Annotated in this window: 16 protein-coding genes and 6 tRNA genes; 16 read left to right on the top strand and 6 right to left on the bottom strand. The window is 70.0% G+C overall.

The features are described from left to right. Positions 1 to 12 precede the first annotated feature (12 nt). The gene (locus QSK39_RS08335) at positions 13 to 1,452 is read right to left on the bottom strand and encodes an alpha,alpha-trehalose-phosphate synthase (UDP-forming) (RefSeq protein ID WP_285477041.1); all 1,440 of its coding nucleotides are present in this window, start codon (positions 1,450 to 1,452) and stop codon (positions 13 to 15) included. Positions 1,453 to 1,534: 82 nt separating this feature from the next. Then, the gene (locus tag QSK39_RS08330; protein ID WP_285477040.1) at positions 1,535 to 3,034 is read right to left on the bottom strand and encodes a threonine/serine exporter family protein; all 1,500 of its coding nucleotides are present in this window, start codon (positions 3,032 to 3,034) and stop codon (positions 1,535 to 1,537) included. A gap of 169 nt (positions 3,035 to 3,203) precedes the next feature. Here QSK39_RS08330 and QSK39_RS08325 point away from each other — a divergent pair. Together QSK39_RS08325 and QSK39_RS08320 are read left to right on the top strand one after the other, a co-directional pair. Continuing rightward, positions 3,204 to 3,276: transfer RNA gene (locus QSK39_RS08325), tRNA-Thr, on the top strand. 413 nt (positions 3,277 to 3,689) lie between these two features. Further along, complete coding sequence (locus QSK39_RS08320) at positions 3,690 to 4,697, top strand: ABC transporter substrate-binding protein (RefSeq protein WP_285477039.1); 1,008 nt, start codon at positions 3,690 to 3,692, stop codon at positions 4,695 to 4,697. A gap of 80 nt (positions 4,698 to 4,777) precedes the next feature. Here the strand turns inward: QSK39_RS08320 and mdlC are convergent, their stop codons facing one another. Both mdlC and QSK39_RS08310 read right to left on the bottom strand, forming a co-directional pair. After that, a complete protein-coding gene (mdlC, locus tag QSK39_RS08315) occupies positions 4,778 to 6,364 on the bottom strand; it encodes a benzoylformate decarboxylase (protein WP_285477038.1) in 1,587 nt (528 codons plus the stop codon). An 83-nt stretch (positions 6,365 to 6,447) separates the two neighbouring features. Continuing rightward, positions 6,448 to 7,188 (bottom strand): helix-turn-helix transcriptional regulator, encoded by a 741-nt coding sequence (locus tag QSK39_RS08310; RefSeq protein WP_285477037.1) that lies wholly within the window; start codon positions 7,186 to 7,188, stop codon positions 6,448 to 6,450. Between the two features lie 256 nt (positions 7,189 to 7,444). Here QSK39_RS08310 and QSK39_RS08305 point away from each other — a divergent pair, with 256 nt between their 5' ends. The 12 genes from QSK39_RS08305 to QSK39_RS08250 all read left to right on the top strand — a co-directional run bounded on the left by QSK39_RS08305 (position 7,445) and on the right by QSK39_RS08250 (position 14,156). Further along, on the top strand, positions 7,445 to 7,687 hold the full coding sequence (locus tag QSK39_RS08305; RefSeq protein WP_285477036.1) for a hypothetical protein: 243 nt from the start codon (positions 7,445 to 7,447) through the stop codon (positions 7,685 to 7,687). 29 nt (positions 7,688 to 7,716) lie between these two features. Further along, positions 7,717 to 8,598, top strand: coding sequence for a hypothetical protein (locus tag QSK39_RS08300; protein ID WP_285477035.1), 882 nt, complete (start codon positions 7,717 to 7,719; stop codon positions 8,596 to 8,598). 136 nt (positions 8,599 to 8,734) lie between these two features. Then, entirely contained in the window at positions 8,735 to 9,556 is an 822-nt protein-coding gene (locus tag QSK39_RS08295; RefSeq protein ID WP_285477034.1) for a CPBP family intramembrane glutamic endopeptidase, read from the top strand. Next, the gene (locus QSK39_RS08290) at positions 9,553 to 10,719 is read left to right on the top strand and encodes a sensor histidine kinase (RefSeq protein ID WP_285477033.1); all 1,167 of its coding nucleotides are present in this window, start codon (positions 9,553 to 9,555) and stop codon (positions 10,717 to 10,719) included. Before QSK39_RS08295 ends, QSK39_RS08290 begins: the two co-directional genes overlap by 4 nt. Next, positions 10,716 to 11,360 carry a response regulator gene (locus tag QSK39_RS08285; RefSeq protein WP_285477032.1) on the top strand — a complete coding sequence of 215 codons (645 nt, stop codon included), beginning with the start codon at positions 10,716 to 10,718 and terminating at the stop codon, positions 11,358 to 11,360. The genes QSK39_RS08290 and QSK39_RS08285 overlap by 4 nt, the downstream gene beginning before the upstream one ends. A gap of 249 nt (positions 11,361 to 11,609) precedes the next feature. Next, positions 11,610 to 11,682: transfer RNA gene (locus QSK39_RS08280), tRNA-Gly, on the top strand. A 4-nt stretch (positions 11,683 to 11,686) separates the two neighbouring features. Beyond that, a tRNA-Lys gene (locus QSK39_RS08275) sits at positions 11,687 to 11,760 on the top strand. Positions 11,761 to 11,764: 4 nt separating this feature from the next. Continuing rightward, positions 11,765 to 11,837, top strand: a tRNA-Asn gene (locus tag QSK39_RS08270). Positions 11,838 to 11,840: 3 nt separating this feature from the next. Next, positions 11,841 to 11,912, top strand: a tRNA-Val gene (locus QSK39_RS08265). Positions 11,913 to 11,914: 2 nt separating this feature from the next. After that, a tRNA-His gene (locus tag QSK39_RS08260) sits at positions 11,915 to 11,991 on the top strand. 143 nt (positions 11,992 to 12,134) lie between these two features. Continuing rightward, positions 12,135 to 13,001: an alpha/beta fold hydrolase gene (locus QSK39_RS08255; RefSeq protein ID WP_285477031.1), complete on the top strand. Its 867-nt coding sequence runs from the start codon at positions 12,135 to 12,137 to the stop codon at positions 12,999 to 13,001. Between the two features lie 129 nt (positions 13,002 to 13,130). Then, the gene (locus QSK39_RS08250; RefSeq protein ID WP_285477030.1) at positions 13,131 to 14,156 is read left to right on the top strand and encodes an SEFIR domain-containing protein; all 1,026 of its coding nucleotides are present in this window, start codon (positions 13,131 to 13,133) and stop codon (positions 14,154 to 14,156) included. Between the two features lie 15 nt (positions 14,157 to 14,171). Here the strand turns inward: QSK39_RS08250 and QSK39_RS08245 are convergent, their stop codons facing one another. After that, positions 14,172 to 14,336, bottom strand: coding sequence for a hypothetical protein (locus QSK39_RS08245; protein WP_285477029.1), 165 nt, complete (start codon positions 14,334 to 14,336; stop codon positions 14,172 to 14,174). Positions 14,337 to 14,577: 241 nt separating this feature from the next. Between QSK39_RS08245 and QSK39_RS08240 the strand changes: the two genes are divergently transcribed. After that, on the top strand, positions 14,578 to 14,844 hold the full coding sequence (locus QSK39_RS08240) for a hypothetical protein (protein WP_285477028.1): 267 nt from the start codon (positions 14,578 to 14,580) through the stop codon (positions 14,842 to 14,844). Positions 14,845 to 14,848: 4 nt separating this feature from the next. Here the strand turns inward: QSK39_RS08240 and QSK39_RS08235 are convergent, their stop codons facing one another. Then, positions 14,849 to 17,053: a helix-turn-helix domain-containing protein gene (locus tag QSK39_RS08235; RefSeq protein WP_285477027.1), complete on the bottom strand. Its 2,205-nt coding sequence runs from the start codon at positions 17,051 to 17,053 to the stop codon at positions 14,849 to 14,851. A 371-nt stretch (positions 17,054 to 17,424) separates the two neighbouring features. Here QSK39_RS08235 and QSK39_RS08230 point away from each other — a divergent pair, with 371 nt between their 5' ends. Next, complete coding sequence (locus QSK39_RS08230; protein WP_285477026.1) at positions 17,425 to 18,408, top strand: hypothetical protein; 984 nt, start codon at positions 17,425 to 17,427, stop codon at positions 18,406 to 18,408. The last annotated feature ends 114 nt before the right edge of the window (positions 18,409 to 18,522 follow it).

Raw genomic sequence — 18,522 nt, 5'->3', positions numbered from 1 at the left:
GGTCGGGACCAATCAGTCGACCGCTTCGGCACCCAGAGCTTGCAGGAACGAGCGCGCCCATCGATCGACGTCATGAGTGAGGACCTGGCGACGCATGGCGCGCATCCGGCGACGGCCCTCAGCCGGGTCGAGCGTAATGGCAGCTACCAACGCGTCCTTCACCCCGTCCAGGTCGTGGGGGTTCACGAGGAATGCGCTAGAGAGCTCGGCGGCGGCACCGGCGAACTCCGACAGCACCAGCGCGCCGCCGAGGTCGTGCCGGGCGGCGACGTACTCCTTGCACACGAGGTTCATGCCGTCACGCAGCGGCGTCACGACCATGACGTCCGCGGCGGAGAAGAAGCCGGCCAGCTCGGTGCGGTCGACCGATTGGTGCAGGTAGTGCACGACCGGGTGGCCGACGCGGGAGAACTCGCCGTTGATCCGCCCGACCATCTGCTCGATCTCGCCGCGCATCCGCTGGTAGTGCTCGACGCGCTCGCGGCTCGGGGTGGCGAGCTGGACGAACGTGACGTCGTCCGGCTGCAGCCTGCCCTCGTGCAGCAGCTCGTGCAGCGCCTGCAGGCGGAGATCGATGCCCTTGGTGTAGTCGAGGCGGTCGACGCCCAGCAGGACCGTCTTGGGGTTGCCGAGGTCGCGCCGCAGCTGCGCGGCCCGTTCCTGGACGCCCTTGGTGCGGGCGAGGGTGTCGAGCCCGGCGGCGTCGATGGAGATGGGGAAGGCGCCGACCCGGACGGTCCGGTCGCCGACCTGCATGGTGCCCGGCCGCGACCGGACACCGACCGCGCCGCGCGTCGACTCGAGGCCGATCAGCTGGCGGCACAGCCAGAGGAAGTTCTGCGCCCCGCCGGGGCGGTGGAAGCCGACGAGGTCCGCGCCGGTGAGACCGCGGATGATCGCGGCGCGCCACGGCATCTGCATGAACAGCTCGACCGGCGGGAAGGGGATGTGCAGGAAGAACCCGATGCGCAGGTCCGGTCTCAGCTCGCGCAGCATCGCCGGCACCAGCTGGAGCTGGTAGTCCTGGATCCAGACGGTCGCGCCCTGGGCGGCGACCTCGGCGCTGGCCTGGGCGAAGCGGCGGTTCACCTTGACGTAGCTGTTCCACCACACGCGGTCGAACACCGGGCGCTCGACGACGTCGTGGTAGAGCGGCCAGAGCGTGGCGTTGGAGAAGCCCTCGTAGTAGTCGCGGACCTCGTCGGCGCTCAGGGAGACGGGGTGCAGCACGAGACCGTCGTCGTCGAACTCGTCCACGTCGACGTCGGGGATGCCGGGCCAGCCGACCCAGGCACCTTTGCGCGACCGCAGGAACGGCTCCAGAGCGGACACGAGCCCGCCCGGGCTGGCCGTCCAGCGGCGCTCGCCGTCACTGCTGCGTTCGAGGTCGACCGGTAGCCGGTTCGCCACCACGACGAAGTCGGCTTGGTTCCCGTTCTCCTGTTCAGTCACGTCTGCTGCTCCTCGCGTCCTGGGTCGCGGCCCCAGAGTGAAACCCTATCGCGTGAGCGATGAACAGCCGGTGACCGTTGGGTTACTCCAAGCGTCGATCAGCTGCTTCGAGCGGACCAGCCATGCGTGGTCCGGCGAACCGCCGCTCGAGCCTGCCCAGACCGGTCCGTACCGGCTGGGCGAGCCATTCGCCGAGTACCACGCCCGCTGCCAGCGCAAGCCCGATCGCGACGGCCGTCATGAGCGTCGAGATGTCGCCACTGGGCTCGACCCCGATCTGATACAGACCACGGTAGGTCGAAAGGCCCGGAAGCAGCGGAGTGATCCCGGACACGGCGACCACCAGTGGAGTAACGCCGAGTCGCCGCGCGAGCACGCCACCGCAGAACCCGACGAGCGTCGCGGCGATCGCGGACGAGCTGACGCCGTCGAGCTGCGCGAGCATGAGGCCGCCGTAGACCGCGGCGCCGATGGCCCCGGCGGCCGCGGCGACCAGCATGGCCCGCATCTTGGAGTAGCTGGCGAGCGCGAAGCAGGCGGAGGCGCCGGCCCCGCCGAGCACGACCAGCGGCAGCTGCTGCGGCGTCGACCCGCTGACTTCGGGCAGCGGCGTCCGCGGCAGGCCGAGCATGACGGCGATCCGCAGGGCCAGCACGACCCCGGCGATCAGGCCGGCCGACATCAGCGCGGTCTCCATGGTGCGGCCGGCGGCGGTGACGTTGTAGCCGGTGATGGCGTCCTGCACCGCGGAGACGGTCGAGAGGCCGGACAGCAGCACGGTGACCGCGGCGGCGACGACGAGCGTCGGTTTGTTCGTGGTCAGGAGGTTGCTGCTGACGATGGCCATCGCCGACAGCGTCGCGACCAGCCCGCCGATGACCTGCTGGAAGAAGAAGGGCAGCCCGTAGCGGTTGACGAGCCTGCCGATCCGGTCGATGACACCACTGATGACGAACGCGACGAGCGCGATGTCGAGGCCACCGCCGAGCAGGATGGTGATGAAGGCGGCGACCCCGCCCCAGGACAGCGTCGCGACCCAGCGGGGGTAGGGGTGCGGCGCCTGCGTGATCCGCTCGAGCTCGGTCTGCGCCTGCTCGGCGCCCACGTTGCCGCGCACGATCTGCCGGATGAGCTTCTCGGTCTCGGTCAGCCGGGTGTAGTCGAGGCTCCGGCTCCGCACGACGCGCAGCGCGGTGACGGGCGAGAGGTCACTGCCCCGGTGGCAGGTGACGGTGATCGAGGTGAAGATGACGTCGACCTCGCAGTGCGGCAACCCGAGGGCGGCGGCGATGGCGATGATCGTCGCGGTGACGTCGGAGGCGCCGGCGCCGCTGGCCATCTGGACCTCGCCGATGCGCAGGGAGAGGTCGAGCACGAAGTTGACGGTGGCCTCGTCGGGCAGCTGCGGCCCCATGGCCTCGTCGGCGTCGATGGCGGGGAACTCACCGGTGGGTGCCTCGAGGACGTGCCAGGGGCGGCGCTTGAGGAGGTTGGGGCGGTGGGTTCTCGGCTTCTGCCGCGGAGGTTCGAGGAGGGGCCATCTGGTCGTGGTGCCCCCGTTGGTGCGCTCGTTGATCTTCAAGATCCACCTCCTCGCTCTTCTCTCTCTCCCGGCACATCGACCGGGGTGTGTCCACTGTTGCAGTGGCGTGCGCCACGTCGCTCCATAGTGGCCTGGAGCTGGGGATCGTGCCTCTCGAGAGGATCTTGACGGGGGCCCGATACACTGGCTTCGGCGCTTCGGGCGCCAGGCCGCTATAGCTCAGCTGGTAGAGCATCTGTCTTGTAAACAGAAGGTCAGGGGTTCGAGCCCCCTTGGCGGCTCCGGATCGAACGGTCACGGGTGCGATCGCGCCCATTTGCGGAGCAATCGCCGGCTGCCGTCGCCTCGCCGGCGAGTCATTTCCCTCGCCGTGGACGAGTGCTGTGTCGTACGTCCAGTAGGTCTCGTCCGGCGGGACTAGTCCAGTCGGGTCAGGTTTTGACATCTCATATTCCAGATCCGGGTCCTACGCTGGGTGAACAGCTACGGCGAGTGGAGCAATGGGGCTAGGCCAGAGGCCGAAAGAGTGACGCGTCTCACTCTCTCAGGTGTTGATCGCACCCGTTGTGAGCAACCGGTCACCTTCTCTACAGTGACCCGCGTGACTCCGGAGATCGAGTCACGCACTTCCATCGGATTCGGTTCACGAACCGCACTTTTGTTGAACTAGGAGCAGGCCTTGCTTGGAAACGCCATGAGCAGTGGCCGGGTTCGCACTCGCCGCGCCGCGCTCGGGCTCGCCCTCACCGTCGCGGCCGCCACTGCCCTCACCGGCTGCAGCGCGCTCGGCTCGGACGACTCGAACGCCTCGTCGAGCGGGGGTGGCCTGGAGAAGACCAAGATCAAGGTCGCGATCTTGCCCACTGTCGACACCGCTCCGCTGTGGCTCGCTCAGGACGGCGGCTACTTCAAGGCCGAAGGTCTCGACGTGGAAACCGTCGTGGCCGCGAGCGGCCAGGCGGCGATGACGAAGACGGTTTCCGGGGAAACCGACATCGCGATCTCGAGCTACATGCCGTTCTTCGTCGCGAAGAGCACGGGTGCGGCCGACCTCCAGCTCGTCGCGGACGCGACCTCGATCGCCCCGAAGTCCATCGCGATCGTCACGACGCCGAACTCGCCCGTGAAGACGATCAACGACCTCGCCGGCAAGCGGATCGCGATGACCGCCAAGAACACGGCGAGCGACCTGCTGGCCAAGTCGCTGATGAAGGACCACGGCGTCCCGATCGACAAGGTGAACTGGGTCCCGATCCCGTTCCCGAACACCGCGGCGGCGCTGGCGCAGGGTCAGGTCGACGCGGCGCTGCTGCCCGAGCCGTTCCTCTCGCAGGCGGCCAAGACCGCGGGCGCGATCCCGGTGATCGACGTCAACTCCGGCGCCACGCAGGAGTTCCCGCTTTCGGGCTACGGCGCGTCCTCGAAGTGGGTCAAGGAGAACCCGAAGACCCTCGCGGCTTTCCAGCGCGCGCTGCAGAAGGCCACCAGCGAAACGAACAAGGACCGGTCCAAGATCGAGCCGCTGCTGGTCAAGTACGCGAAGATCGACGAAGCCACGGCCAAGCTGCTCAGCCTGCCCAGCTTCGGTGCCACGCTGGACGCCCGGCGCCTGCAGCGGGTGCCGGACCTGATGCTGCAGATGGGCGCGATCACGACCAAGGTCGACGCCGCGGCGATGATCGCTCCGCAGGCGACCACCTGATCCGAACCACGCACTGAACTGAACGCCCGCCGGCCGCAGCAGGTTTCGCACCTGCTGTGGTCGGCGGGCGTTTTTGCTTGTCAGTAGGGCGATTCTTCCGACGAGGTGACGCGGATGTGCACCAGCGTCGGGCGCTTGTCGTCCAGTGCGGCGGTCAGCCCCGGGACCAGGCCGGCCGGCTCGGTGATCGTCACGCCCTGGCAGCCCATGCTCGCCGCCAGCGCCGCGAAGTCGATGCCACCCAGTTCCGTGCTCGGCAGCTTCTCGCTGCCGATCGAGTCGCCGAAGATGCGGACGGCCGCGTACTCGCTGTTGTCCATGATCAGGATCGTCACGGGCAGGTCCTGCCGCGCGGCCGTCCACAGTGCCTGGATGCCGTACATGCTGGAGCCGTCGCCGATGACGCCGATCACCTTGCGGTCCGGGGAACCGAGCGCCGCGCCGACGGTGCCCGGGAAGCCGTAGCCGAGCGTGCCGCTGGCGATCGTCAGGAACCCGGTGTCCGTCTGCGTGATCGGCAGGTGGTCGTGCATGACACCGCGGTGGCTCGGGGCTTCCTCGACGACGATCGCGTTGTCCGGCAACAGATCCGCGAGCGTCGAGAAGACGAAATCGGCGGTGAGCTTGTCGCCGCTGGGCTTCGCGGGCCGCTGGAGCGGGGCCGGCGCGGGCCGGGTGCTCTGGCCGACGACGTCGAGCAGGGCGCGGACGCCGAGCTTCGGGGTGGTGCGGATGCCGGTGCCTTCGTAGGCGCGCGCGAGGAGGTGCTCGTCGTCGCTGACGATGAACAGCGGCGGCAGCGGAGCTTCCCCGCGCCCGCGGTCGACGTGGTAGGTGAAGGCGGGCGCGCCGAGCACGACGACGAGGTCGTGCGCCGCGAGCTTGTCGGAGATGGTGCCGCGCTCGGGGTCGAGGAAACCCTGGAACAGCGGGTGGTTTTCCGGGAAGGAACAGCGGAAGGACATCGGCGCGACCCAGACGGCCGCGTTGAGGCGTTCGGCGAGGGCGACGGTTTCGGTGACGGCACCGTCCTGGTCGACGGCGCCGCCGACGACGATGGCGGGCCGTTCGGCGGCTTCGAGCGCGGCGGCGAGTTCGGCGACGGCTTCGGGGTCCGGCGCGAAGCCGCGGATGCGGGGCCGGGAAATGGCGGGGCGTTCGGTGGTGGCGGTCCAGTCGTCGGCCGGGACGGAGACGAAGACCGGCCCGGACGGCGCCTGCGTCGCGACGTGGTAGGCGCGGGAGAGCGCGGCGGGGACGTCTTCGGCGGTGGCGGGTTCGATGGACCACTTGACGTAGGGCTTGGGGAACTCGGGGGCGTCCATGGCGCCGAGGAAGGGATCGTGCGGCAGGAGCGAGCGGCTTTGCTGTCCGGCGAGGACGATCAGCGGGGTTCGGTTGCGGTAGGCGGTGTAGAGGCTGCCGAGCCCGTGCCCGACGCCGCCGGCGGAGTGCAGGTTGACGATGGCGGCTTGCCGGGTGGCTTGGGCGTAGGCGTCGGCCATCGCCACGACGGCGGACTCCTGCAGGCCGAGGATGTAGTGGAAGTCGTCGGGCCAGTCGGTGAGGAACGGGACCTCGGTGGTGCCGGGGTTGCCGAACACCGTGGTGAGGCCGAGTTCGCGGAGGAGTTCGCGGGAGGCATCCAGGACCGTGCGCTTGATCATGCGCCCAGATTAACGCTTAGGGTTGCGAAGGAAATCCCCCAAAGGGCCGCCCCTGACCGGTCGTCCCAACCGGACGGTGCGGGTCAGGAATGCCGCATCAGTGCGGCGGCCGCACCGCGGGTGCGCACGCCGGTGCGGTCGTAGATGTGCTCCAGGTGCTTGCGCACCGTGGCCACCGAGACGACCAGCTCGCGGGCGATCTCGGGGTTGCCCAAGCCCGCGTCGACGAGCCGCAGCACCTCCTGTTCGCGGCGGGTGAGCTTCGGCAGGCCCGGCCGGCGTCCGCGGATCTCCCACAGGTGCGGGCGCAGGAGCTCGAGGACCAGCCGGTCGCGCTCGGAGAAGTCCCGCCCGGGGCCGCGCCACAAGGAGACCCGGCGGACGACGCCGGGCGGAGCGGGGAAGGCCAGGTGGAGCCCGTGTTCGAACCCTTCGGTCCGGCGGTAGTCGGCGTAGTGCGCGGTGTCGCGCAGCTGGGCCCGGGTGTAGAAGTCGGACCAGCGGACCGGGGTGTGCAGGTCACCGGTCCGTTCGGGGTAGGTGCAGGGTTCGAACTGCCGCAGCGATTCCCAGTACTCCGGCGCGTCGACGCCGTCTTCGTCGCCGATCGTGAGTGTCCGGACGCCGCCCTCCCACCACTGGTCGAGCATCGGGCGCCCGCGCGGGAGGTCGAACTCGGGGCACGAGATGGCCTCGACGGGGACGAGCACCGCCAGCCGATCGAGCACCGCCCAAGGCAGCCCGGCGGTCGGCTCGTCCCGCCGGCCCGCTTCGACGACTTCCATGAGCAGCCGCAGTTCCGCTTCGGTGAGTGATTCGCTCATCGGCCAACCCTCCGCGGATCCAGTGCTGTGTCGCTGGCCGAACTGCGGGTCTCCGGTGGTGAAGAATCCCGGGCGGAGATCGTTTCGTGGATCCGCGCCAAGCGCGGAAACCTGGACCGGTATTTGACGCGAACCGTCGCGCGCCGGCGTAGGTGTCTCACGCTCACGGTCGTCACGGGAACCCTTGCCGCCGCACTCACAGCGGCCCGCCCTGGGTGGGAAGCCCGTCGCCGACTGGCTGACGGTGACATTCGGGTTGTCTTCCCCTGCCTGGCGATTGCTGTGCGCGGTGGCGATGATCTGTTCGCTCACGACGACGATCACGACCCAGCTGGTGAAATCCCACAACGTCGACGAGCACGTCAGCCGGGCCCAATCGGCCGGGGCTCGGCTCGAAATCCTCGAGATCGGCTTGTCCTCGCGGGAATTCGACTACGCGGCTGTGGTCGAAGAGTGCAGGCAGTGCGCCAGGGACACGGCGTTCATCGACGGATCTTGATGATCGTATCGCCAGGAAAGGGAGAACTGATGAAGATCAAGATTACCGGATGGCTGATCGCCGTTTCTGTCGCGACCTTCGCCGCTCAGGCGGTGCCGCAGCTGTTCGTCGGCGACTCGGCGTCGGCAGTGCCACCGTCCCTGCAGCGGATCGCGGGTCCGTCAACAGCCACGAACCAAGACTCTCCCAAGAACGCCGTGGCGTACTGCCCGTCAGGGACGCGCCTGGTCGGAGGCGGTGGATGGGCCAGTGATCAAGGATCCGGCAAGGTGATGTTGACCGGCGTGGAGCCGATCCGTCAGGGTCCCAACCCGCCGAAACTCGACTACTACGACGTCTGGGCACGGAAGACTGATCCGGCGTTCTCCGGTGCCTGGTCTCTGCAGGCATACGCGATTTGCGCTGCCGGAAAAGGCCTGCCTGCCAACTCGGGCATGTACCAGCACAGCACCGACGATCAGCCTGCGGCTTTCAAATCCCTGTCGTACCGCTGCGCCGCCGAGCAGCGGATCGTGAGTGCGGGGACCACGACGGTCTACACGGGCGAACACGTGCCGGTCGGTGTGCAGCTGGTCCGGGCCTCCGGTCCGCTCGACATCACCCGCTCGACGGCGCACACCGCCCGCGGTTTCGGCGGTAACTGGAAGCTGACCACCACCGCGATATGCGCTGACCCGATCCCCGGCGTCCAGGTTGTGAGCGAGGTTGTCAACACCGCTACAGCTGCCGTCACGTGCCCGGCCGGGACCAGCGTCTACGGTGCGGGAGTCGGCGGATCCCTGACGGACTCGGGTGAAGCGTTCGTCCGTGGCCTCTACGTCTCTCCGGACCTTCGGACTGTGCTGGGCGCCTTCACGGTCACGCCGGTCGGTGGGATGGTCGTCCAAGCGGTTTGTGCCCCGACTCCATGAGCATGGACAGGGTGCCTGTCCCCCTTGCGAGCTACTCGGAACTGTCCACCCCGCGGGGACGTTTCGGAGCCGCCGAATCCCTAGCGTTCTCCCTGGCCGCGGCGCTCCCGCCGCGGGTTCTCGCTAAGGAGTCGTCGTGCGACTGTTCTTGCAGCTCGTGGCCGTGGCCGCCGTTGCCCTTGCCGGCAGTCTGGCCGTCAACGCCGTGGGGTGGAACGCCCCGCTCACCCTGATCCTCGGGCTCGCCACCGCGACCCTGGCCGTGCTCACCTACCGGTGGATCGTGCGGAAGACCGAACACCGCGTCCCGGACGAGCTCGCCAAGAACAACGCCGCTCTCGGGCGCGGGCTGCTCATCGGCGGCGGGTTGTTCGCCGCGGTCATCGCGAACATCGCCCTGGTCGGTGGCTACGAAGTGCTCGGCTGGGGCTCCCTCGCCGGCGCGATCGCGCTCTTCGGGTTCAGCGCGGCCGCCGCCGTCACCGAAGAACTCCTCATCCGGGGCATCCTCTTCCGGATCGTCGAAGGACGCATCGGTACCTGGCTGGCGCTCACGTCGACCGGACTGCTCTTCGGGCTTTTGCACCTCTTCAACGCCCACGCCACCCTCTGGGGCGCCCTCGCCATCGCCGTCGAAGCCGGGGGCATGCTCGCCGCCGCCTACGCCGCCACCCGGACCCTCTGGGTGCCGATCGGGCTGCACTTCGCGTGGAACTTCGCCGAGGGCGGGCTCTTCGGCACCCAGGTCTCCGGCACCGACGCGCCCCAGGGGCTGCTGCACGGCGTCATCTCCGGCCCGGCCGCGCTCAGCGGTGGCGAGTTCGGACCCGAGGCGAGCCTCTACTCGCTGCTGGCCGGCGTCATCACGACGGTCTTGTTCATGCGGCTGGCCCGCCGCCGCGGCCACATCGTGCCGCGCCGGGGACGCGCCGCCGCGACCGCTACTGTCCTCCCGTGATCGACCACTGGCGGCGGCTCGACGTCACGGTCCGCGACCTCGCGTTCGCGCTGCTGCTCGCCGGCCTGGCGCTGATCCCGGCGCTGGGCGGCTACGGGACCCAGGTCGGCGACCTGCCGACCCGGCCCATGGACGCACTGGCCATCGTGGTGGTCGCCGTCGAGTGCCTGCCGCTGGCCGTGCGCCGGCGGTGGCCTGCCGGGTGCCTCGCGCTCGTGTCGCTCGGCTTCGCCGCCGACCAGCTTTGGGGCTACCACACGGTTTCCGGCTCCGCGCTGCCGATCGCGCTGCTGAGCGCGGCCGCCCACCTCGACCGCTTCCGGTGGACGACCGTGGCCGTCGCGTCCGCGGCGTACGTCCCGCTGGCGATCGCGCTCGCCCGGCACGGGTCGACCGAGGGCGTGACCGGCTTCGTCACGTTCTACCTGGCACTGGCCCTCGCCTGGGGCATCGGCGCCTGGCTGCGGCAGTCCCGCGCCGCGGAAGCCCGGGAACGCCGGTTCGTCGCCGAAAGCACCCGCACCACCGAGCGGACACGCATCGCCCGCGAGCTCCACGACGTCGTCACCCACCACGTGACGGCGATGGTCGTGCAGACCGAGGCGGCGCGCTACCTGACCGCCGCGCCGGAACGGCTCGACCAGGCGCTGACCGCGATCACCGACACCGGCCGGCTGGCCATCGCGGACCTGCGGCAGCTGCTGGACCTGCTCAACCCCGACTACGGCAGCGGTTCGCGGACGCCGACTGCCGGTTCGCTGCTGACGCTCGTCGAGCAGACGCGGCGCGCGGGCCAGCCGGTCGAGTTCACCGAGGACGGCGAGCCGGCGGACGAAGCGGCCGAGGCCGCGGCCTACCGCGTCGTGCAGGAGGCGCTGACGAACGCGCTCAAGTACGCGCACGGCTGCCGCACCGAGGTCCGGGTGCGGCGCGGTGATGGGGACATCTTCGTCGAGGTGGCCACCGACGCCCCGAAACTGTCGGTGCCGTCCGGTAGCGTGGAAAACGGGGGCGCCCCCGCGGGCGTGTCCGTCGGGGGGAGCGGGCGAGGGCTGGCCGGGCTCCGCGCCCGCGTCGACGCTCTCGGCGGTGAGTTCACCTCGGGTGGCCGTGACGGCGGCTTCGTCGTCCGGGCCCGGATCCCTTCAGGAAGGCCGGCGTGATCAAGGTTCTCGTCTGCGACGACCAAGCGCTGATCCGCACCGGGTTCGCGACGATCATCGACGCCCAGCCCGACCTCGAGGTCGTCGCCGAGTGCGGGGACGGGCGCGCCGCGGTCGACCTCGCCGGTTCGCTGCGGCCCGACGTCGTCGTGATGGACGTCCGGATGCCGGTGCTGGACGGCATCGAGGCGACCCGCCTGCTCGCCGGCGCGGGGGTCGAGCGGCCGGTCCGGGTGCTCGTGGTGACGACGTTCAACCTCGACGAATACGTGTACGAGGCGTTGCGCGCGGGAGCCAGCGGGTTCCTGCTCAAGGACGCGCCGCCGGCGCAGCTGCTGCACGGGATCCGGACCGTCGCGACCGGCGCCGCGCTGCTGGACCCGGAGGTCACGCGCCGGCTGGTCGGCAAGTACGCGGCGCGGATCCGCCCGGCCGCGTCCGGCGAGATCGCTTTGGCACCAAGGGAACTCGAGGTGCTGCGGCTGATCGCCGACGGGCTGTCCAACAGCGAGATCGCCGCGGAGCTGGTGCTCAGCCAGGAGACCGTCAAGACGTACGTGTCGCGCATCCTGACGAAGCTGGATCTGCGCGATCGCGTGCAGGCAGTGGTCTACGCCTATCGCACGGGGCTCGTGCGTTAATTCGTTGACTCGTGCCTGCGGGGTGGGCGATGATGTTTTCAACGAACCGAGCCGAGGAGTTGGCGTGAAGCACATGCAGGTACACAATCTTCGAGGGCTCCCTCTGGTGTAGCGCTTTGTCACGCCACGGGAGCCGCCCATCGGGAAACCGATCCGGGCGGCTTTTTCGTGCATTCTTTTTTCCGCGCTCGTCTTCGCCGTAAGAGTACGGCGGACGCGAGTGCCCCCGGTCGGCCCGGCCGGGGTTCCGCGGCCGTGGTGAACTCGGCGGACACACCGGTCTTCCGAACCGGAGCAGTGGGTTCGATGCCCGCCGGCCGCTCGGGGGATCGCTAGCTCCAACGGTCAGAGCAGCCGACTCTTACTCGGCGGGTTCGGGGTTCGAATCCCCGGCGATCCACTTTTCCCCCGAAGCGCAACGGGCTGCGCACCCGACTGTTGATCGGGAGGTACCGGGTTCGAGTCCTGGCGGGGGAGCGACGTCCCGTAGCTCAGCGGAAGAGCTCCCCGCCCACATCGGGGTGGTCCCGGGTTCGAATCCTGGCGGGACGACTGTGGCCGAAGCCGAAGGAGACGAGGCCCCGGGCTGTGACCCCGGGCGAAGCCGGTGCGAGTCCGGCCGGCCACCCCACGCGCGCGGTTCGGCAACCAGCGGGGTCTCATACGCCCCGCCTCCGTGGATCGACACCACGGCGCGCGACCAGCCGGAACGCCGGAATTGTCGGTGCTCCGGGCTACGCTCCCCCGGAGTCCCGAACCCCGGGGGAGGAACCCATGACCACCACCCACGTACTCGAAACACCCGAGGCCGACGTCGTCTACGACGTCCACGGGCCCGCGCCCGCCGACAGCCCGCGGCCGCCGCTCCTCATGGTCGGGCAACCCATGGAGGCCGGTGGGTTCAGCACCCTCGCCGCCTACTTCCCCGACCGGACCGTCGTCACCTACGACCCGCGCGGCCTCGGGCGCAGCGTCCGCAAGGACGGCCGGGAAGACCACGTGCCCGCCACCCAGGCCGGCGACCTCCACGGCGTCATCCAGGCCCTCGGCGCCGGCCCGGTCGAGGTGTTCGGGAGCAGCGGGGGTGCCGTCGCGTCGCTCGCCCTCGTCGCCGCCTATCCCGACGACGTCAGCACCCTCGTCGCCCACGAACCGCCACTCGTCGGGGTGCTGCCCGATGCCGCCGCGGCCGAGCGGGCGGGCAAAGCGTTCCGGGACGCCTACCAGGCCGGGGGCTTCGGCGCCGGCATGGCGGCCTTCATCGCGATGACCTCGTGGAAGGGCGAATTCACCGACGACTACTTCGCGCTGCCCGCGGCGGACCCGGCCCAGTTCGGCATGCCGGCCGAAGACGACGGCCGCCGCGACGACCCGCTGCTGACCGACCGCTCCTTGGCCGTCACGGCCTACGAGCTGGACGTCGACGCGCTGACCGCGGCACCGACGCGAATCGTGATCGCGGTGGGCGAAGAGTCCATCGACGTCATGACCGGGCGCACCGCGCTCGCCACCGCCGAACGCCTCGGCCAGGAGGCGACGGTCTTCCCCAGCCACCACGGCGGCTTCCTCGGCGGCGAGTTCGGCTACGCCGGCCAGCCCGAAGCCTTCGCGCGGAAGCTCCGGGAGGTCCTCGAAGCCTGAACGGCCCGGCGTGGTTTCTGGACAACCCTTGGACAAAACGCGAACAGTGCGTCCGGCCGGACTTCGCGATCCGCGATCCTGAGGTTCAATCGGCGTACCGACCCGTGGCCCCGAGGGAACTTCATGACGATGGAGCAGCAAGAAGAAGTCACGCCGGGCGCGGGAAAGCCGCCGAGGGTCTTCATCACCTATTCGCACGACGACGAACGCCACCGTGACCTCGTTCGCGAATTCGCGACGTTCCTGCGCGCCGGTGCGGGGATCGACGTCCGGCTCGACCAATGGGCCGACGACGGCCGCCGCGACTGGTCGCTCTGGGCGATCGAGCAGCTCACCGAAGCGGACTTCGTCCTGGTGATCGCCTCGCCGGACTACAAGCGGCGCGCCGAAGGCACCGAGGTGCCGCACCTCGGACGAGGTGCGCAGTTCGAAGCCGCGATGATCCGGGACAACATCACCCAGGACCTGCCCCGCGCCACCCGGCGGATCCTGCCCGTCGTGCTCCCGGGCCGCCGGATCGAGGAGATCCCGTCGTTCCTCAACGCGCACTCCACCACGCGGTACGAAATCAAGGAATTCACGCCGGCCGGCGTCGCGGAACTGCTGGTCGCGTTCACCGGGGTGCCGCGCTTCGCCGTTCCCGAGATCGGCACCTTCATCGGCGCCCGGCCCGCGGACGGTACGGCGAAACCCACGGCGAAGCCGGTCCTGCTGACCGCCGCGCTGCGCCCCGCCAGTTGCAGCTCGGACGTCCGCATGACCGGCGCGGAGATCGACGGGATGCACCGGGGGGACAGCATCGTCTACCGGCCTTCCCTGTTCGCGAACGAACCGCGCGCGGTCGTCGAATACAACCTCGGCCGGCGTTACACGGGTTTCGAGGCCGTCGCCGGCGTGCTCGACGACGCGGCCGACGCGGGCCAGCTCGGCTACTTCCAGGTCTTCCTCGACAACGTCCCGCAAGAGCAGGTCGAGGTCCGCATGGGACGGCCGGCGTGGATGCGCTACGACGTCGTCAACGTGCTGCGGCTCAAGCTCGTCGCGTACCGGCCGGGTACCACCGCCAGCCCGCTGCTGGCGGGTGTGCTGGCCGCCGGTGGGCAGTCGAACAAGCTCCCGGAGCTGGCGTGGGGGAACCCGGTGCTGTTCGAGTAGCGAGTCCACGGCCGGTCAGTGCTCGACGGGCTCGCGGGTGGACATGGACACCGCCGGGCCCTGGCCGGGCGTGCTCGGCGGCGTGCTGGGGCCCGCCAGCGAGACGCCGGCCACCAGGGCCACCACGACCAGGAACAGCGCGGTGCGGACGAGAGCGGAAAAAGAACAGACGACCATCATGGCAGGCTCCTCGGAAAACGGGGCTTTCGAATTCCCGCGGCGGCCGCGGAATTCGGGACTGCATCAATGGTGCGCTCCGGAGTGCGGTGGCAACAAGGAGTTTCCGTTGCCGGAAACGGCTTTCCCCGGAAACCTGCAGAACGCGTCAGAAACCCGACAATGCGCGGGCGACCGCAACGCGTTTCGCCGCCGCGGCGACTGGTGGGCAGGAAAGCCGAAACCACCGCGAAGAGGAGCCGTCATGAGTGCGGAAGCGCAGCCACCGATGGGCCCGGTACCGGGCCCCACCACCGAAGTCCGCCCCTACAGCGAAGGTCGCCGCGTCGGCTACGGCCTGCTGTGGACGGCCTGGACCGTCGTCCTGGCGATCGGCGGGTTCACGCTGCTGGGGAACAGCTCGGTCCTCGGCGGCCTCCTCGCCTTGGCTCTGTCCGGCCTGGCCGGCCACTACGCCTGGCGGATCTGGACCTGGCAGGCGAAGCGCCTCATCTTCTTCGTCGTGTTCTGAGTGCTCACTCGGCGACGACGGCGGCGAGGCGGTTCCGGTACGCGGCCTCGCCGAGCACCGTCGGATCGAGCGTGACGCGGTATGCGGCAGCCTCCGCCCACCAGCGAGCCGCCTCCTGGTGGTCGCCGCGGGCGGCCGCCGTGTTGCCCAAGCCCGTCAATGCCCGGGCGCGCTCGTACTCGCTCCCCGCGTCGTCGGCCAGTTCGGCCGCGGTGCGATAGCCGCGCTCCGCGTCGTCCCATTGACCGGCGCGGAACCGGACCCACGCCTCGCCGTTGGCCGACATCGCGCGATCGACCGGCAGCTGGGCCAGCTCAAGCGCCTCGCGCGCCCTGGACAGCGCCTCGGGGAACCGGTCCAGCGCCGTCGATGCGAGTGCGATGCCGCGCAGGGCGATGACCACGTTGCGGGTCCGGCCGGTCCGGCGGTAGACGTCCAGCACCGTCGTCAGGTCGGTCAACGCCGTTTCGGCTTCGCCGCGGTACAGGCGCGCCCACGCCAGGCTGGACAGCGCGTCGATCGCGCCGCGGTCGTCGCGCGCCCGGGCGAAACACTCCTGTGCCTGCTGGTGGAACCGGATGGCGTCGTCGACGCGACCCGACTCGATGCAGGCCATGCCCAGGTTGTTGAGGATCATCCCGGTCGCACTCGGGTCGCCGGTCGCGCGCGCCGCTTCGAGCGCGCGCTCGTGCGTCCGGATCCACGGCTCGAACAGCTTCTCGCGGAAGAAGAACGCGCGGAGCACGAAAGCGAGCTGCCAGCAGCGGTCGTGGAACCCGTGCCGGAACGCCGAGTCGACGATCTCGGCCAGCATCGGCCACTGCGCGGTCAGCCAGGCGAGCGCGCCGTCGGCGTCGGCGAACGGAACCGTGGACGACGCGGGAAGCCCCGTCTCCGGGCGGAACCGGAAGGGCTCCGCGAGTTCGTCGGCCGCGAGCGTCGTCTTCAGCGCGTGGTCGACCAGCCGGCTCACGGCGACCTCGCGGTCGGCCGGCTCGACGTCCGGAAGCGCGTGCGTCGAGGCGAACATCCGCATCAGGTCGTGGAGCTCGACGTACCCGCGTTCGTCGCGGACGACCAGGTGGGCGTCGTGCAGCCGGTCCACCAGCCGATCCGCTTCGCCGGGGCCGAGGCCCGCGAGCGCTTCGACGGCGGCCGTCTCCGCGGCGGTCGCGGGGTGGAGGGCGAGCAGGCCGAGCAGCCGCCGCTGGTCGCCGGGCAGGGAGTCGTAGGAGACGGTGAACGCGGTGGCGACGCTGCGCTCGCCGTCGTCCAGGGTGCCGAGGCGGGTCTGCTCGTCGGCCAGCCGGTCGCGCAGCCTCGTCGCCGTCCAGCCGCCGGCGACGAACCGGGCGGCCACGATGCGGATCGCGAGCGGCAGCCGCCCGCAGTGCCGGACGAGCTCGGTCGCCACGCTTTCGTCGTCCGGTGCGTGCTCGCCGGCGACGGAGCGCAGGAGCCGCACGGCGTCCTCGAGCGGCAGCACGTCGACCGGGAAGTGCCACGCGTCGTCGAGCGCGGGGAGCCGGCCCCGGCTGGTCACCAGGATCCGGGACGACGTCTCGCCCGGGACGATCGCGCGGATCTGTTCGGCGGAGCGCACGTTGTCCAGCACGAGGATCATGCGCCGGCTGCGCAGCTGGTCGCGGACCAGGTTGGCCAGGCCGTCCTCGTCGGCGGGCAGCTGGTCGGCCGAGACGTCGAGCAGCCGCAGCAGCCGGCCGAGGGCTTCACCGGCCGACAGCTCGGTCGCGCCGGGCGTGTGCCCGCGCAGGTCGAAGAAGAGGCAGCCGTCCGGGAAGGCCCGCTCGACGCGGCGGGCGGCGGCGACGGCCAACGCCGTCTTGCCGGCCCCCGCCATTCCGTGCACGACGCCGACCCGGGCGTCGTCCGGGTCCAGCAGCAGTGCGGAAAGCGCGTCGAGCTCGGTTTCCCGGCCGACGAAGTACCGGCCGCCGTCCGGCAGGCCGACAATGCCGCCGGCGTTGCGGCGCGCGGGCATTCCCTGTTCCGCGACGAGGGCGAGCAGTTCCCCCTTGGCGTCGAGCGCCAGGTCGCAGGCCTTCGCCAAGTCCCGGTTCACCCGGGCCTTGCCGTTCTCCACCTTGCTGAGATAGCCCTTGGTGAAATGCACGGCGGCCGCGAGTCCGGTCAGTGACATGCCGACCGACGTCCGTCGACGTTTCAATTCCGCTCCAAAGTCCTGCATCGGTCAATCATCCTGTATTCGGTGGGGTGAGGGAAGGATGGCCGGCGGCCCGGGCCCGCCGGCCTGTTCCTGGTCAGCCCAGCAGGGAGACCAGCTGGCCGAGCACGATGATGAGGTGCGTGTGCATCGCGTTCACCTTTCCGGATCGAATTGCTTGTTTTCGCCGAAGGATTTCGGCGACCCAAGCTTCACCCGGTGAATTCGGTGAAAACAGATGTTTCCCGTTGCCGGTCGGGAGGAAACGGTGGTGGCTGGCTCGACCCGCACTGTTTCCCGGTTCCGGAAACAGCCGGGAAACGGGTGACGGCCCCGCGGTGCGCGGCGGACCATGAGTACACTTCCCCGCAGCGACCAAGACGGAGGTGGCGGGCTTGGCTCAGGAGGCGGCCGACGCGAAGATCAACGCTCTCTCAACGGAGCTGAAACTGCTTCGCAAAGGTCTGGGCGTCCAAGCGAAGAACCTGCCCGGTGTCGTCGGCGAAGAACTGCGCGAGGTGTGCGGGATCCGCGAGGACGACACGCCGGGGACGGTCCGCGCGAGAGTGGTCGCCACGCTTCTGTCCTTGATCGAGAAGCTGCCCGTGCCGCAGCAGAAGACGGCGCGGATCGTGCTGGGGTTCGGCACCGGCGCGAACGAGCGGTACACCGCGCGCCTCGAACTGCTGGGCACCGGCGCCGACCGCAACATCCGCACGATGCAGCGCCGCGCCGACGACGTCATCTACCTCATGGCCGAGGCCGCGTACGGGGCTCCGGCGGCGTACGGGAGCTCGTCGGCGATCAGCCAGGGTCCGTGGCACACGTCGGCGCTGGCGGTCCGGCTGAACCTCACCGGTGCCGCCGCCGAGGTCTTCGAATCCCGGCGGATCGTCAGCCACGTCGCCGGGCTCGCGGAAATCGAGCACGGCATCTCCCTCGCGCGGCCGGTCAGCCCGACCGCCGAGCCCGACCTCGACGGCCTCGGCATCGACGTCGTCTCGGGCGGCGAGGTGCATTCCGTGCGGATGGTCTCCTCCACCCGGGTGGCGTTCCGCTTGCGGCCGCCGCACGTTCTGGACGCCGGTGACCAGCACGAATTCTTCTTCCGCGTCAAGCTGGAAGAGCTGCCGTCGCCGTTCTACTGCTGCACCCCGGAATTCCCCTGCGAGAGTTTCGATCTCAATGTCCGGTTCGATCGGCGCGAGCCGCCGCTGCGGATCTGGCGCATCGACGGCGACCTCTCCAAGGACGCGGGCGACCCGCTGCCGGAGCGCAAACCGCTCTTCCTCGACAACGCGGGCGAGGTGCGCACCGGTTTCCAGGACCTCCAGCCGGCGAGGTCCTACGGCGTGGGCTGGCAGCCGGCCGCCCCCTGACCGGCCGTGCCCCGTGCGCGCCATGCTCCTCCTCGACGTGAGCGTCTTCTTCCAAGATGCCCTATCCGGCCGCGGAAAGCCGCGTCGTAAACATGACAAAAGCGCGACACTTTT

Source organism: Amycolatopsis sp. NBRC 101858 (assembly GCF_030269325.1).
GTDB classification, from domain to species: Bacteria; Actinomycetota; Actinomycetes; order Mycobacteriales; family Pseudonocardiaceae; genus Amycolatopsis; species Amycolatopsis ponsaeliensis.
The sequence above is the reverse complement of the archived record's forward strand: the minus strand, read 5'-3'. Positions and strand labels throughout refer to the sequence as shown.